The organism is Priestia sp. YIM B13491 (genome assembly GCF_042787605.1).
Classification (GTDB): domain Bacteria; phylum Bacillota; class Bacilli; order Bacillales; family Bacillaceae_H; genus Priestia; species Priestia megaterium_E.
The window spans coordinates 15,338-29,823 of the sequence record NZ_JBHZOR010000001.1 but is presented as its reverse complement, the minus strand read 5'-3'; the positions used below and the strand labels follow the sequence as shown (position 1 = coordinate 29,823).

General features: G+C 37.7%; 15 protein-coding genes and 1 riboswitch. Of the genes, 6 read left to right on the top strand and 9 right to left on the bottom strand.

The features are described from left to right. The gene (locus ACFX4E_RS00135; protein WP_013085269.1) at positions 1-573 is read right to left on the bottom strand and encodes a beta-class carbonic anhydrase; all 573 of its coding nucleotides are present in this window, start codon (positions 571-573) and stop codon (positions 1-3) included. A gap of 119 nt (positions 574-692) precedes the next feature. On the opposite strand from ACFX4E_RS00135, the gene ACFX4E_RS00130 reads away from it, so the two are divergent. Both ACFX4E_RS00130 and ACFX4E_RS00125 read left to right on the top strand, forming a co-directional pair. After that, on the top strand, positions 693-1,880 hold the full coding sequence (locus tag ACFX4E_RS00130) for a GTP-binding protein (RefSeq protein WP_098658837.1): 1,188 nt from the start codon (positions 693-695) through the stop codon (positions 1,878-1,880). A gap of 83 nt (positions 1,881-1,963) precedes the next feature. Then, positions 1,964-2,923, top strand: a complete 960-nt coding sequence (locus ACFX4E_RS00125) for a metal ABC transporter substrate-binding protein (RefSeq protein WP_060747085.1) — start codon at positions 1,964-1,966, stop codon at positions 2,921-2,923. A gap of 29 nt (positions 2,924-2,952) precedes the next feature. Here ACFX4E_RS00125 and ACFX4E_RS00120 read toward each other — a convergent pair whose 3' ends face one another. Then, positions 2,953-3,198: a type B 50S ribosomal protein L31 gene (locus tag ACFX4E_RS00120; protein ID WP_013059552.1), complete on the bottom strand. Its 246-nt coding sequence runs from the start codon at positions 3,196-3,198 to the stop codon at positions 2,953-2,955. A 152-nt stretch (positions 3,199-3,350) separates the two neighbouring features. Here ACFX4E_RS00120 and ACFX4E_RS00115 point away from each other — a divergent pair, with 152 nt between their 5' ends. Continuing rightward, entirely contained in the window at positions 3,351-4,685 is a 1,335-nt protein-coding gene (locus ACFX4E_RS00115) for a cytochrome ubiquinol oxidase subunit I (RefSeq protein ID WP_028410462.1), read from the top strand. 15 nt (positions 4,686-4,700) lie between these two features. Beyond that, on the top strand, positions 4,701-5,738 hold the full coding sequence (locus tag ACFX4E_RS00110) for a cytochrome d ubiquinol oxidase subunit II (protein WP_060747083.1): 1,038 nt from the start codon (positions 4,701-4,703) through the stop codon (positions 5,736-5,738). Positions 5,739-5,767: 29 nt separating this feature from the next. Here ACFX4E_RS00110 and ACFX4E_RS00105 read toward each other — a convergent pair whose 3' ends face one another. Genes ACFX4E_RS00105 through ACFX4E_RS00095 form a run of 3 tightly spaced genes read right to left on the bottom strand, consistent with a single transcriptional unit; the run spans position 5,768 to position 7,333 of the window. After that, positions 5,768-6,226 carry a flavodoxin gene (locus tag ACFX4E_RS00105; RefSeq protein ID WP_028410460.1) on the bottom strand — a complete coding sequence of 153 codons (459 nt, stop codon included), beginning with the start codon at positions 6,224-6,226 and terminating at the stop codon, positions 5,768-5,770. A gap of 15 nt (positions 6,227-6,241) precedes the next feature. After that, positions 6,242-6,997: a hypothetical protein gene (locus tag ACFX4E_RS00100; protein WP_225049519.1), complete on the bottom strand. Its 756-nt coding sequence runs from the start codon at positions 6,995-6,997 to the stop codon at positions 6,242-6,244. A gap of 54 nt (positions 6,998-7,051) precedes the next feature. Next, positions 7,052-7,333 (bottom strand): DUF2325 domain-containing protein, encoded by a 282-nt coding sequence (locus tag ACFX4E_RS00095; protein ID WP_013059557.1) that lies wholly within the window; start codon positions 7,331-7,333, stop codon positions 7,052-7,054. Positions 7,334-7,540: 207 nt separating this feature from the next. Between ACFX4E_RS00095 and ACFX4E_RS00090 the strand changes: the two genes are divergently transcribed. Both ACFX4E_RS00090 and ACFX4E_RS00085 read left to right on the top strand, forming a co-directional pair. Then, positions 7,541-7,699, top strand: a complete 159-nt coding sequence (locus ACFX4E_RS00090; RefSeq protein WP_013059558.1) for a DUF1540 domain-containing protein — start codon at positions 7,541-7,543, stop codon at positions 7,697-7,699. A 66-nt stretch (positions 7,700-7,765) separates the two neighbouring features. Then, positions 7,766-7,969: a hypothetical protein gene (locus tag ACFX4E_RS00085; protein WP_013059559.1), complete on the top strand. Its 204-nt coding sequence runs from the start codon at positions 7,766-7,768 to the stop codon at positions 7,967-7,969. 29 nt (positions 7,970-7,998) lie between these two features. On the opposite strand, the gene ACFX4E_RS00080 is transcribed toward ACFX4E_RS00085, so the two are convergent. From ACFX4E_RS00080 to ACFX4E_RS00065, 4 genes are all read right to left on the bottom strand, one after another. Beyond that, a complete protein-coding gene (locus ACFX4E_RS00080) occupies positions 7,999-9,042 on the bottom strand; it encodes a ribonucleotide-diphosphate reductase subunit beta (protein ID WP_377259146.1) in 1,044 nt (347 codons plus the stop codon). 16 nt (positions 9,043-9,058) lie between these two features. Further along, positions 9,059-11,302 (bottom strand): ribonucleoside-diphosphate reductase subunit alpha, encoded by a 2,244-nt coding sequence (locus ACFX4E_RS00075; RefSeq protein WP_028410458.1) that lies wholly within the window; start codon positions 11,300-11,302, stop codon positions 9,059-9,061. Between the two features lie 133 nt (positions 11,303-11,435). Continuing rightward, positions 11,436-11,621, bottom strand: a riboswitch (cobalamin riboswitch). Between the two features lie 279 nt (positions 11,622-11,900). After that, positions 11,901-13,004, bottom strand: a complete 1,104-nt coding sequence (gene menC / locus ACFX4E_RS00070) for an o-succinylbenzoate synthase (RefSeq protein WP_028410457.1) — start codon at positions 13,002-13,004, stop codon at positions 11,901-11,903. Between the two features lie 3 nt (positions 13,005-13,007). After that, complete coding sequence (locus tag ACFX4E_RS00065) at positions 13,008-14,471, bottom strand: o-succinylbenzoate--CoA ligase (protein ID WP_377238715.1); 1,464 nt, start codon at positions 14,469-14,471, stop codon at positions 13,008-13,010. Positions 14,472-14,486: the final 15 nt, after the last annotated feature.

The following is a 14,486-nucleotide window of genomic DNA, read 5'->3' as shown; positions in this document are numbered from 1 at the left end:
TTAGTTGTTTTCGATTGCTTCATACCCATTTACAACAACATCTAGCTTTCCTGTATTCGGATCAATAACTAGTCCATGTACAGGAGTATCTTTTGAAAATAAAGGATGATTACGGATTGTCTCTACACTATGCTGAACAGTCTCTTCTACTGAATCAAAACCCGTTAACCATTGTTTCAAGTCCATAGAATATTCAATGGTATTAATCACTTCATCTGAGATGCCTTTTGCTCTTACTTTCTCTAAGAAAGGTTCCGCCTGAAGTTTACCTGCTCCACAGTCGTGGTGACCAATTACACATACCTCATCTGCTTGAAGCTCGTACACAGCTACTAAAATGCTTCGCATAATACTTCCAAATGGATGTGAAACAAGCGCTCCTGCGTTTTTAACAATTTTCACGTCTCCGTTGCGCAAATTCAAAGCGTGTGGAAGTAATTCTACCAATCTTGTGTCCATACACGATAAAATAACCATTTTTTTATCAGGGAATTTGCTTGTTTCGTAAAGTTCATACTTCTTTTCTTCTACAAATTTTTGGTTGAATTCTAAAACATCTTGTAATAAGCTCATCTGCTGTCTTCTCCTTCATAAAAAAAATTCTTTCTTGTATTATAATACTTTTTCCTATAAGATGAAAAGTGTTAAATCGTAATAATTATTATTTACAAACAAGAAAGTAGGTTATACCAGTGAAAAAAATTCCCGTTACCGTTTTAAGCGGATACCTTGGTTCAGGTAAAACAACGCTTTTGAACCATATTTTAAAAAATAAAGAAGGTTTAAAAGTCGCGGTCATTGTCAATGACATGAGCGAAGTAAATATTGATGCAGACTTAGTTAAACAAGGCGGATTCTCTCGAACAGATGAAAAACTTGTTGAAATGCAAAATGGCTGTATTTGCTGTACGCTTCGAGACGATCTAATGAAAGAAGTAGAACGCCTAGCAGATAATGGTGATATTGATTATATTGTCATTGAATCTTCCGGAATCAGCGAACCGATCCCTGTTGCTCAAACATTTACTTATATTGATGAAGAGCTGGGCATTGATTTAACTCAGAAATGTTCGTTAGATACGATGGTCACTGTAGTAGATGCCAATCGCTTTTGGGAAGACTTTTCATCCGGCGAAAGCTTATTGGACCGCAAAGAAGGAACAGATGAAAACGATACAAGAGAAGTGATTGATTTGTTAATCGATCAAATTGAATTTGCAAACGTCATTTTGTTAAATAAAGTTGATTTGTTAACAAAAGATGATGCAGATGAGCTGCAGGCTGTTCTTCACAAATTAAACCCAGAAGCCACTGTTATCCAAACAATTAATAGTGAAGTAAGCCTTGAAGCCATACTTCATACCGAGTTATTCGACTTTGAAAAAGCTAGTCAAGGAGCCGGATGGATTAAAGAATTAAATGAGGAGCACCATACGCCTGAAACGGAAGAGTTCGGTATTTCTTCTTTTGTATACAGAAGGAATCGTCCCCTTCATCCTGAACGCTTTATGAAATGGTTAGAGAACTGGCCGGTTGATATTGTACGTGCAAAAGGATTTTTCTGGCTTGCTTCGCGTAATAATATGGCAGGACTTCTTTCTCAAGCAGGTACGTCCATTATGATTCAAGCAGCGGGTGAATGGATAGCAACTTACGCCCCGGAAGAAAGAGAACAAACCTTAAAAGAAGAGCCTGAATTACGAGCAAAATGGGATGAACAATTTGGAGATCGTATTAACGAGCTCGTTTTCATTGGTATTGATATGAACACAGCTGAAATAATTGAAACTTTAGACCGCTGTTTGCTGACAAATGAGGAAATGAATCAAGATTGGGCTACTCTCAAAGATCCCCTTCCTAAATTTACAGTAAGTGCGTAAATTTTTAGTTTTCAAATCGTAATAATTACGATATAATAACATAGGTCATAAATGGTTACGATACGAACGGAAGGAGCAACATAATGAAATTCAAACCACTTTTAATGGTGCTTGCATTAGGAATTGGAACAGCTCTTGCAGGGTGCAGTTCAAGCAGTGCAAATAACGCATCTGATAATAAAAACAAAAAATTAGAAGTTTATACAACAATCTACCCTTTACAGGACTTTACTGAAAAAATCGGTGGAAAATATGTAAACGCTAAAAGCATTTTACCAACCGGTGTAGATGCGCACTCATTTGAGCCTACAACAAAAACAATGGTCAAAATCGCCAACGCGGACGCATTTGTTTACTCAGGAATTGGACTTGAAGGTTTTGCAGATAAAGCACAGTCTACACTTAAAAATGAAGATGTAGCTTTAGTAGAAGCTGCAAAAGGAATTAAATTAGCAAAGAGTTCTGAAGATGAGCATGCCCACGAAGACGAACATGCCCATGAAGAAGAGCATAACCACGGAGATACAGACCCTCACGTTTGGCTTGACCCTGTTTTAGCTATTCAATTAGCAGAAAATATTAAAGACGAACTTATTGAATTAAAACCAGATAAAAAAGCAGAGTTTGAAAAGAACTTCCAAGCGTTAAAGACTCAGCTTGAAGATGTGGACCAAGAGTTAAAAACAACGATTGGCGACGCACCTCATAAAGAAATTTTAGTATCACATGCAGCCTATGGCTACTGGGAAAAACGATACGGCTTAAAGCAAATTAGCGTAGCGGGTTTATCTCCTACAAATGAGCCGTCTCAAAAACAATTAGAAAACATCGTAAAACAAGCAAAAAAAGACCATATCAAATACTTTATCTTTGACCAAAATTTAAAGCCTAAAGTGTCTACGCTTGTAAAAAATGAAGTAGGAGCTCAAGCTTTAACACTTCATAACTTAGAGTCATTAACAAAAAACGATGTTAAAAATAAAGAAGATTATTTCTCCATTATGCAACACAACATTGATACCTTGAAAAAAGCATTATATTAATAAAAAAACTAGCCTCCCGGCTAGTTTTTTTATTGTAATTTATATTTTTGCTTAAAGCGTTCTACACGGCCGCCTTTATCAGCAAATTTTTGTTTTCCTGTATAAAATGGATGTGTATCCGAACTGATTTCAACTTTTAAAAGCGGATATGTGTTGCCATCTTCCCATTGAACGGTCTCATTTGATTGTTTTGTAGATCCTGATAAAAATGATGTTCCGCTATTTGTGTCCATAAATACAACTTTACGATAGTCTGGATGAATATTGGTTTTCATAAAATATCTCTCCTTTAAAACAATATATGTTCATTATAATCGTAATGATTACTATTTTCAAGTGATATGTTTTACCAATTCCGATGCATAAAGCGTGGTAAAAAGTGGACAATAAGGTTTATCAATACTTTACTGGAAAGGTTGAAAAATGAATGGATCATTTAGTTACTGCACGTTCAATGTTTGGCCTGAACATGGGAGTACATATCATTTTTGCCACCCTTGGTGTCGGCATTCCTCTCATGATTTTATTGGCTGAAATTCTTTACTACAAAACAAAAGATAAAGATTATGAACTTATGGCACAGCGCTGGACAAAAGGAGCTGCCGTCCTGCTTGGAGTCGCTATTCCTACGGGAACAATTGCTGGTGTACAACTAGCGTTGCTTTGGCCAGGTTTTATGGAAATTGTAGGAAAAGTAATGGCTCTTCCCTTTCAAATTGAAATTTATGCTTTCTTTATTGAGGCTCTGTTTCTCTCTATTTACGTATACGCAGCGGACCGTATTTCTCGAAAAATGAGGATTATCAGTCTGATTTTAGTAGCAATAGGAGCACTTGCCTCTGCCGTTTTAATTACCAACGTGCATGCATTTGAAGGAACACCTGCTGGCTTTCGAATTTTAAATGGAGACATTGTAAGCGTAGATCCTTGGGCAGCTTTCTTTAATCCGAGCTTCTTTGTAACGTCCGGTCACGTAGCCGTTTCTGCTTATACAACTGGAGGCTTCGTCATTGCTTCAGTCGCTGCCTTTAAAATGCTTCGTGCGCGAAAACATAATCCAAGAGAATATAAGTTTCATCATAAAGCGCTGATGATGGGATTAGTAATCGGCGGGATTTTCTCTTTTGTAACGGCTTTGAATGGACATGAATCTATGCAAAAAGTATACGAATATCAACCCGAAAAACTTGCAGCAGCTGAAGGTCTATTTGAAACACAAGATCATGCACCATTAGCTTTAGGCGGATTTACAGATGAAAAAGAACAGCGAGTCAAGTATGGAATTGAGTTTCCATGGATGCTCAGCTTCTTGTCGGGTAATAGCTTTAATACAGTGATTACTGGACTCAATGACTTCCCTAGGGATTATTGGCCGCCGCTTTTTGTGCATACCTTGTTTAACGGTATGGTCATTATCGGATCGATTTTAATTTTCGTGGCGCTAGTGGGCGTTGTTTGGTATAAGTTTTTAAAGAAGAAAAGCTTCCCGAAAATTTTCATGTGGGCATTTGTCGCAACGGGCCCTCTCGCGATCATGGGCATTGAATTCGGATGGATTTTTGCATGTACCGGAAGACAGCCCTGGGTCATTTACCGCATCATGCGTACATCAGAAGCAGTTACCACTTCTGCTAATTTGCATATTTTATTTTTTTTATTTTTGCTTGTTTATATCGTACTCGTGGCCGCAGTCGCCCTTGTACTGGTGTTTTATTTCAGAAGAAATCCGCTTTCTAAAGAGCTTGCTGCGCAAGCAGATTAAAAAGGATGTGAGAATATGGGTGATTCATTACTAGCAATTACCGTAATATGGGGCTTCATTTTTATCTATGCCGTAATGGGAACGATGGATTTTGGAGCTGGTTTTTGGTCGATGGTATATATTAACCGTACGAAAACAAATGCTACAGATGTAGCAAACAGATATCTATCGCCTACTTGGGAAGTAACCAATGTATTTATCGTTGCGATTGTGGTTGCGCTGTTTAGCTTTTTTCCTCGAGCTACATTTACGCTTGGAACAGTGCTACTAATACCGGGGAGTATCATTTTACTTCTCTTATCTATTCGAAGCGGATTTTTAGTGTTTTCACACTATGCTAGCAGCTTCAAATATCGGAGAGCGTTGGTTTATGTATCCGGTATCTCTGGCGTATTAATTCCTGCTTTTTTAATCGCGGTACTGCCAGTAAGTCAAGGTGGATTTATTGATATAATTGACGGCACGCAGCGATTAAATTTAGCAAAAGTGTTTTCAAGTCCGCACGTCTATTCATTTATTGGTTTTGCCATTACCTCTTCCCTGTTTCTTTCGTCTCTTTTATTAGCAGATTACTCGAAGTCATCTGACGAAATGGAAGCTTATGCGGTCTATCGGCGCGATGCGCTCATTACAGGACCTCTTTCACTGCTAATGGCTATCTTTATTATGATTACAATGCAATCAGAAGCCAGCTGGTTATATGATAAAATGATGCAGTTTAAGCCTCTTCTTTACGGATCTGTAGGTCTATTTGTAGTAGCTGGTATTGCTCTGCTGCTCCCTTCTCAAAAAGGAAAAGGCATGCCTCGTTTAGCCGTGGTATCCATTATCCTTCAATATTTCCTAGCAAGTTACGTATACGGACGAAGTCATTTACCTTATGTTGTCTATCCAAACGTAACGATTGAGAATGGATTTACACATCCCGATGCGTTTCATTCTTTATTTATTGTGTATATTGTTGGTTTTGCTATTTTATTTCCTGGATTCTTTTATTTCTGGCGTCTATTTATGAAAGATAATAAAGAATACAGCAAAAAGAAGCCATATTAAAAACCCGGTCAGCACTTGACCGGGTTTTCTTATGAAGCAGCAGATTTTGCTACTACTTCAGCAAAACCTTTAGCAAATACCTTACATTTTTCTACATCTTCTCCAAAGGGAGAGAGCTCGATTTTCAAACCGGGAACGGCTATATTTCCGTTACGTTCCTTTATTTTTTCTTCAATTAAATCAACTGCTCCGCAAAAAACATCATATGATGAATCACCTGAGCCAAATACAGCCATCTGTTTCTGACTGAGATCTATATCATCCATTTCCTCATAAAGATCTAAAAAATCATCTGGCAGCTCTCCATCTCCCCACGTATAAGCTCCAAAGATAATAGATTCCGCGGATACAAGGTCAGAAGCATCAATGTCATATACTTCTGCTCGTTTCACATGCAATCCATGCTTGACTAATTCTTCTTCGATCAAATCGGCTATCGCTTCTGTGTTACCTGACATACTCGCATAAGCTAGTAAGATTTCCTTCATGTAAATAACGCTCCTTTACACCAGCAGTGTTGGCCGCACATCCCTTTCTTCAGCACATTCTTGTTGAAGAGGACAGTTTTCACACTCACTGGATGCATAATTCTTTTGAAAATGTTTTGGTTCCATTAACACACTTTTGACAATATGTAGTTGAAGTATGGCTTTTTGATAATCGTCTGGGGCAATATGATAAGTTGTTGTTTCTCCAGTTAATAATGAATAAAAACGAATTTGTTCAGGAACCTTTTTAAAAGCTTGTTTCGAAAAAACGATAATAAAGTCTTTCATTGCGTTTTTCACTTCTTCATGGTCATCTAGAATGAATTTTGTTAGCGTATAAGATTTCTCTGTCCATGCAGCAAAATCAATGGTTAGAGAAAGGTTGCTTTGAATTTCTTCTACATAAACGCTGTATTTCTCAAACACAAAAAGCGGTAGTTCCACATGTGCTTTTTCCCCTAAAAACCTTAGTAAATAATCGCTTACTTTAGCTAACACATCGTAATAGTGAACGGGTGATGAAAACATATTTGGCTTTAGGCGCCAATATTTTTCAATAAGCTGTAAAACATAGAGGTTTGAGCGATACTCAACTGGCTTGCTATAGTACGTTTTAATGATTTGATGGACAGTTACTTGAACGAGCTGTTTCCAATCTATAGATGTTTTTTTCAAAAGAAGCTGCTGCTGATAAAATTTGTACGGACATCGAATAAATTGTTCGATGTGGTCGTTAGAGAGTGTCTTTATATGCACTTTTATCGGTTCCACCTATGTCTCACCACCCTAATTGAAATTCATTCTCAATAATAAGTAAAAATTAAATCATGAAATCTGCTCAATCACTTTACGAATAGCACTCCATGAATGTTTGACGAAATAAATTGGTTTTTTTTGTTTTTTTGCTTTCTCTTTAATGACTTTTGCCATATTGTGATTAATAAAATCCGTAATAACTAATACAAACCCAATATGTTCGGGTATTTCTCGCTTCACCATATTGCTTTTACGGCCATCTAAATGAATGACTTCATTAAACCCTTCTCCCGCTAAACGATCTGTAATATGCTTTAACCTGTCTCCTCCTACAACCATAACTGATGACATGTTTGTTCCCTCCCAATTAATTATTCATTTAATGATTTGCCAACAACTTGTATCCTTTACTATATACACAGTTTAATTGAGAATGATTCTCTTTGTCAATGTTTAATTGATAAAAATTCTCAATTAAAATGAAAGTCTACCACCTTTCTTATAAGTTAGTTGAATTTTGACCATACTATAGCTATCACATACAAAGGAGGGTTAACGTTGGAACAAAACATTCTTTGTGAAGTAAATAACTGTCACTTTTGGAAAAATGGAAATCACTGCAGCGCAGAAGAAATTTACGTGGTAAGTCATAGCGGAAAACATGCAGCAAGCAGCTATGAAACAGACTGTAAAACGTTCAAGCCAACTGAAGCGTAACCCGCAAAAGGACAGCCTCTGGGTTGTCTTTTTTCTCTCTTCAAGATCATAAAAAAGGAGACTAATATGAAAACTGAACAACTGATTCATTTTTTTAAAGAAGAAGCCATAAAAGCAAATGAACAAACCTTTCCAATCTATGTACAATCGTTTACTCATTTATGGACATATAAATGGGGAACACTTGAAAACATTCCAGAAGAAATTGATGACTTAATTACCACACGTGCGTTAGAACTTGGACTTATTCACTTAAAAAAAGCTGACTAATCAATAAGGAAATTAGTCAGCTTTTGTGTTTATAGATCATCAAATCCATTCGCATCTGATGCTTTTGTATATTGTCTTGATTTCTGTTCAAAGAAATCCGTTTTCCCTAAATCTACCTCTTGATAAGCAATAATCCAACGAAGAGGATTTTCAATCGGTGCTTCTGGGAAAGCAGCTCGACCGAAGCCTAATTGATTACAGCGTTTATTAGCCATGTATTCAATATACTGCTGCAGTTCTTTCATCGTGATGCCGTCGAATTTTTCTCCGATAACAGATTCCGCCCATTCAATTTCAAGACGAGCTGCCTCTTGGAACGTTTCAACTACAAACGTTTCTAGCTCTTCCGTACGATAAGCTGGATTTTCATTTAGTACTTCCTTGAAAATCTTTTCAAATAACCCAACGTGAAGCTGTTCATCACGATTGATATAGTTAATCATCGTAGATGTCGCCACCATCTTTTGATTTCTAGCAAGATTATAGAAGAAAGCAAATCCGCTATAGAAGAAAAGGCCTTCTAAAATAACATCATATACCATAGACTTCAAAAAGTTTTCAACCGTTGCTTCTTCGCTAAATGCTTTATATCCGTTTGTAATAAAGTCATTTCGAGCGCGAAGCTTTTCGTCTGTGCGCCAGTATTCAAATACTTCATCTTGTTTTCCTTTTGGTACAAGACTTGATAAAACATATGAATACGAATGATTATGAACCACTTCTTGCTGCGCTAAAATAATCATTAGAGCATTAATCGAAGAATCGGTTACATAGTCAGCTACTTTGCTAGCATAATCTGATTGAATACTGTCCAGTAGCGCCAGCAAGCCAATAATTTTAAAAAAACTCTCTTGTTCGTCAGCCGTTAACTGAGGGAACTGCTTAATATCTTGACCCATATTAATTTCAAACGGCGTCCAGAAGTTAGCTAGCATACGCTTGTATTTAGGGAACGCCCATGAAAATCGGACGTCATCCCAGTTTAGAATATTTGAGCTCTTGCCGTTGATGATTCCTGTCGAACGGTTCGGAGCTGTTTCGTTCATTAATTCTCGTTTTAACATGCTTGTCATCAATTATTCACTCCTTTTAACTATGACAGCTTTCACATTCTTCAATGACTTCACTTGATGTTGAACGTACGTAGTAGGTCGTTTTTAACTTTTCTTTCCATGCCGTCATATGAAGATCCAGCAGCTCTTTTGCTCGGATATCATTTTGCACATATAAGTTGAATGAAATGGATTGATCAATATGGCGCTGGCGCTTGGCGTTTTGCTTAATGCTCCAGTGCTGATCAATTAAATAAACGGACTTATAATACCAGTTTGTTGCTGGTGATAAATCCGGTGCCGTCACCGGGATTTTATAGTTTTTCTTTTCCTCTGAATAAAACTTACGGAAAATCGGATCAATACTTGCAGTAGAACCCGCGATAATAGATGTTGATGAATTAGGTGCTACAGCCATTAAGTAGCCATTTCTTATCCCATTGTTTTGAACTTCGTTACGCAGTTCACTCCACGCTTCGCTTGTGTATTTACGTGTTTCAAAATAAGCGCCTGACTCAAAATCTGAGCCTTTAAATAATGGATATGCACCTTTTTCTTTAGCTAAGTTCATGCTTGCCTGTACGGTTAAGTAAGCGATTTGCTCATACAATTCATCGCAATATGCTACCGCTTCATCTGTTTCCCATGCTATTTTCTTTAAGGCAAGCAAATGGTTCCAACCAAATGTGCCAAGCCCTACTGCGCGGTACTTTTGGTTTGTTAGTTTTGCTTGAAGTACCGGCAAATCATTTAACTCAATAACGTTATCAAGCATGCGTACTTGAATTGGAATTAAACGTTCAAGCACATCTTCAGTTACGGCTCTCGCTAAGTTGATAGAAGAAAGATTACATACAACAAAATCGCCCGGATTCTTTGTAATAATAATTTTTCCGTCTTCCGTAATTTCCTCTGTTACGACCGTTGTGCTTTGGTTTTGCGTAATTTCTGTACATAAGTTGCTGCAGTAGATCATGCCCTCGTGGCGGTTTTGATTAGCTCGGTTAACCGTATCACGATAGAACATATAAGGCGTCCCCGTTTCAAGCTGCGAAAGCATAATGCGCTTGAAGATTTCAATAGCAGGTACTGTCTCTCTTGAAAGCTGTTCATTATTTACACACTCAGCGTAACGAGTGCGGAACGAACCGCTGCCTTCTTCTTCATCATAAAAATCTTCTAACGAGTAGCCCATCAGCGTACGAACTTCGTGAGGATCGAATAAGTGCCAGTCTTCACGTGCTTCTACTTTTTCCATAAACAAATCTGGCAAACATACGCCAGTGAATAAATCATGCGTGCGCTGGCGTTCGTCACCATTGTTCAACCGCGCGTCTAAGAATGAAAAGATGTCTTTATGCCATACGTCTAAATATACGGCAATAGCCCCTTGTCGTTGACCTAGCTGATCGACACTTACAGCCGTATTATTTAGCTGTTTCATCCATGGAATTGTTCCTGATGATACGCCTTTAAAACCTTTTATATCACTTCCTCGGCTTCTAATATGACCGAGGTAGACACCAATTCCGCCTCCATTTTTACTAAGCGTGGCCAAATCTGTATTGCTATCATAAATACCGCGTAAGCTGTCATCAATCGTATCAATAAAGCAGCTAGATAGCTGTCCGTAGCTCTTTCCTGCGTTTGAAAGCGTTGGTGTGGCAACCGTCATATATAGACTAGAAAGCGCCCAGTACGCTTCTTTTACTAATGCTGTTCGATTTTCTTTCTTTTCTTGAGACATCAGCGTCATAGCAATGATAAGAAAACGTTCTTGCGGTAATTCGTATACGCGCTTATCATGTGATGTCGCTAAATAGCGATCTGCTAATGTCAACAATCCAATGTATGTAAATAAACGATCGCGTTCAGGAATAATGACTGAAGCAATTTCATTAATTTCTTCTTCTGTATATGTTTTTAATAGCTGTTTATTATAAATGCCGATTTTTGTTAGTTCTTGAATAAGCTGATAAAACGAACCGTACTTCTCTTTTTTATCATAACCTCGGTTGTCCGCTGCTTTTCGATATAGTTCGTTTAAGTAGACGTCTGCCGCTACGTACGTCCAATCTGGTTCTTCCATTGAAATACGCTCTAAGGCTGCTAAAATTAGGACGTTTGCAACCTTTTCGTCCGTCATATTTTCCTTTACTGTAACAGTTTGAATAACCTTTTCCTCATACAAAGAAAAATCAAGCTGCGTAAATTCATTTTTTAAACGTTCAATATATGCAGTTAATTCATGTAGAATTGTAGGCTTTAATGTATTCACCATAAATATGGCTCCTCTCTTCACTTCAAAATAAAAAATCGCTCACCGTACCTCGGTGAGCGAATAGAACGAAGATAGAAGAAGACACTAAGTCTTTTCTCAATCCTCGCTCTACCCTCTCACCTCCCGAAGAAGATAAAACGACATAAAAAAGGCAGGTCTCCTGACTTATGCTTCTTTTTACTTTAAGGCCTTCCCATGATGTTTACTCACAGTGGATCTCCTTATTTCATCAGCATTCACAGTTGCGGGGACAGCTTTGGATTTTCACCAAATTCCCTTTTAAGTCTTTTTATCAGACACCTTTTTCACTGGAAAACACAAAATATAGTATTTTATTATCGATTTCAAAACAACATATTGTGTTATGTTATAAACACATTATATAGGACAACTTAGAAAACTATCAACCTATTTTCAAAAATAATTTTGTTTTTTACGATAAAACTCTTCGACTTTTTTCATCAAACTATTCCATCATAACATGTTTTGACACGCTTGATAGAACAATGTGCTCTTTTTAAAAAATTTGTCCTATTTTTCTACTAAACATTGACAACCTCAATAAAAAAAACCGTTTTACATAAAAAACGGTTTTTAATTATTGGTATTCTTTTTCAAATGCTGTGATTGTTTTGATAAAGTTTTTATCGATATCGTATCCTATCCCCGGTTTTCCCTTCACCTTTATTACTCCAGCTTCTACCTCTACTTCGGGCTTAATAATATCTTTTTCCCAATAGCGAGATGACGCAGAAATATCACCTGGTATCGTGAAAGAAGGCAATGTCGCAAGGGCGATGTTATGAGCTCTTGAAATCCCGGCTTCTAACATTCCGCCAACCCAAAGTCTTACACCATACTGGGCGCACAAATCATGAATTTGCTTTGCTACGGACATTCCGCCAACTCGACCGATTTTCACATTGATAATCTTACAGCTTCTTTGTTCAATTGCATGACGTGCATCTTCATAGCTCACAATACTTTCATCTAAGCAAATTGGCGTCTGCATTTGCTTTTGTAACAATCGATGATCAAGGATATCATCAGAACTTAACGGCTGTTCGATCATCATTAAATTCAATTCATCTAGTTTCTTCAATGAATCACTATCGCTTAACGTATAGGCTGAATTGGCATCAGCCATAAGAGGAATGCTTGGAAATTCATCTCGAATTTGTTTCAGTAGCTCATAGTCAGCACCCGGCTTAATTTTCACTTTAAAGCGCTTATAGCCATCTTTCATGTAAGTCTTTATTTGTTCTTTCATTATGGAAATATCATTTAAGCCAACTACCACTCCAGCTTCTACAGCAGACCTTACTCCTCCAATTACTTCAGATAACGGTTTGTTCTGCCGCTTTGCATACAAATCCCATACAGCACAGTCTAAAGCTGCTTTAGCCATGTTATTTCGCTTTAGAGGTTTGAATAACTTTTGAACATCCTCTGGTTTTTGAAGCTGCTGATGAAGAAGCGAGGGAATTAAAAAATCGTCTAACATATGAAAACACGTCTGAATCGTTTCTTCCGTATACCAAGGAGATGAAAAAGCAACTACTTCTCCCCACCCTGTAAATCCTTGTTCATCTTCTACTTCAAGCAAAATCAATTCTCGATCCTGCACTGTACCATAGCTTGTTGAAAAAGGAGAAAGAAGCTTCATGTCAATTTTATAAAGATGTACTTTTTTTATAATCATCGATTAGCTCCCTTTCTGTATGAACGATGATAGCTTCCGGCGTATGATTTTATTAGAAGCCGTTCGCGGCAGCTCCTCTACTCGAACGAAATACTTTGGAAGTTTGTACTTTGCTAAAAATTGTTGAATGTGTAAAGATAATTCTTCATCTGAAACGTCTTCGTTTACAACAACACATGCAGCTGGCACTTGTCCCCATTTTTCGTCAGCTACTCCCGTTACACCGGCCTCTTTAACAGCGGGATGCTTCAACAAAACATTTTCAATTTCAGCTGGATATACATTTTCTCCACCTGAAATAATAAGGTCTGAACGTCTGTCTAACACATATAGAAAGCCTTCTTCATCCACTTTCCCGATGTCTCCTGTATAGAACCAGCCTTGTTGAATTGCTTTTTCAGTAGCTTCAGGTTTATTTAAATATCCTTTTGTAACATTTGGACCTTTAACAATAATTTCTCCTGCTTCGCTGGTCTCATTTCCTTTTTCATCTACAATTTTCATTGCACATGGAAATAATGGTTTACCTGCTGATCCCAGTTTTCGCAAACTATCTTCAGGTGAAAGCGTAACGAACTGTGAAGATGTTTCTGTCATTCCATACGTTTGATAAACAGGAATTTCTTTACTCACACAAGCCTCTAAAATAGTAAGCGGTGCAGGTCCTCCTCCTAAAAGCATGCATCGAAACGTATGCGGATATTTCCGTTCCCCTAACTCATCGAGCATGTTGGACAGCATGGAAGCGACAACCGAAATAATCGTTACCCCTTTGTTTTCAATCGCTTCATTTACTGCTCTTGCTTCAAACCGTTCTTCTAAAATGATTTTCATTCCGTAAAAGACGCTCCGCATTAAAATAGATAAGCCGCTAATATGAAACAAAGGAACCGCTATAAGCCAGCAGTCTTTTTCATTTAACCCTAAATTAAGCGCTGAGCCAACGGAACTCCACCAGTGATTTCCATATGTCTGCAGCACTCCTTTTGGATGACCTGTTGTTCCAGACGTATACATAATGGTGAATGTGTCCTCGAGATTCCACGTTTTTTGAAAACCTGTTTCTGCTTCTGGAGAACTTTTTAAAGCAGGTAAAGTAAGCTGAGTAATGGAACTTTGGAATTCTCTCATTAAAAATGTTTCATCCGCAATAAGCAACGACACGTTTGCATCTGTTAGCTGATAATTAATTTCTTCATTTGTCAAACGCGTGTTGACGAGCAGCAACCGGGCGCCAATATAAGAAACCGCATGTAAAATCTCAATAAACTCCACTCTATTTTTCATGTATAAAGCAATGGTATCGCCTTGCTTTACACCGTTAAACGAAAGCTGCTGTGCTACTTTTTGAACACGTTTATGAAGCTCTTGAAACGTAAGAGACGTTTGCGGTGTTTCTACCGCCACTCGATTTGGCGTCAAATATGCTCTTTGCATAAGCCCATTAGGAATCGTTTGGCTACTCATGAATTTCTCTCCTTT

Bases quoted from the DNA above. Each gene is read 5' to 3' on its own strand.
- ACFX4E_RS00135 (WP_013085269.1), bottom strand. From the start codon at position 573: ATGAGCTTATTACAAGATGTTTTAGAATTCAACCAAAAATTTGTAGAA.
- ACFX4E_RS00125 (WP_060747085.1), top strand. From the start codon at position 1,964: ATGAAATTCAAACCACTTTTAATGGTGCTTGCATTAGGAATTGGAACA.
- ACFX4E_RS00120 (WP_013059552.1), bottom strand. From the start codon at position 3,198: ATGAAAACCAATATTCATCCAGACTATCGTAAAGTTGTATTTATGGAC.
- ACFX4E_RS00115 (WP_028410462.1), top strand. From the start codon at position 3,351: ATGGATCATTTAGTTACTGCACGTTCAATGTTTGGCCTGAACATGGGA.
- ACFX4E_RS00110 (WP_060747083.1), top strand. From the start codon at position 4,701: ATGGGTGATTCATTACTAGCAATTACCGTAATATGGGGCTTCATTTTT.
- ACFX4E_RS00105 (WP_028410460.1), bottom strand. From the start codon at position 6,226: ATGAAGGAAATCTTACTAGCTTATGCGAGTATGTCAGGTAACACAGAA.
- ACFX4E_RS00095 (WP_013059557.1), bottom strand. From the start codon at position 7,333: ATGTCATCAGTTATGGTTGTAGGAGGAGACAGGTTAAAGCATATTACA.
- ACFX4E_RS00085 (WP_013059559.1), top strand. From the start codon at position 7,766: ATGAAAACTGAACAACTGATTCATTTTTTTAAAGAAGAAGCCATAAAA.
- ACFX4E_RS00080 (WP_377259146.1), bottom strand. From the start codon at position 9,042: ATGACAAGCATGTTAAAACGAGAATTAATGAACGAAACAGCTCCGAAC.
- ACFX4E_RS00075 (WP_028410458.1), bottom strand. From the start codon at position 11,302: ATGGTGAATACATTAAAGCCTACAATTCTACATGAATTAACTGCATAT.
- menC (WP_028410457.1), bottom strand. From the start codon at position 13,004: ATGATTATAAAAAAAGTACATCTTTATAAAATTGACATGAAGCTTCTT.
- ACFX4E_RS00065 (WP_377238715.1), bottom strand. From the start codon at position 14,471: ATGAGTAGCCAAACGATTCCTAATGGGCTTATGCAAAGAGCATATTTG.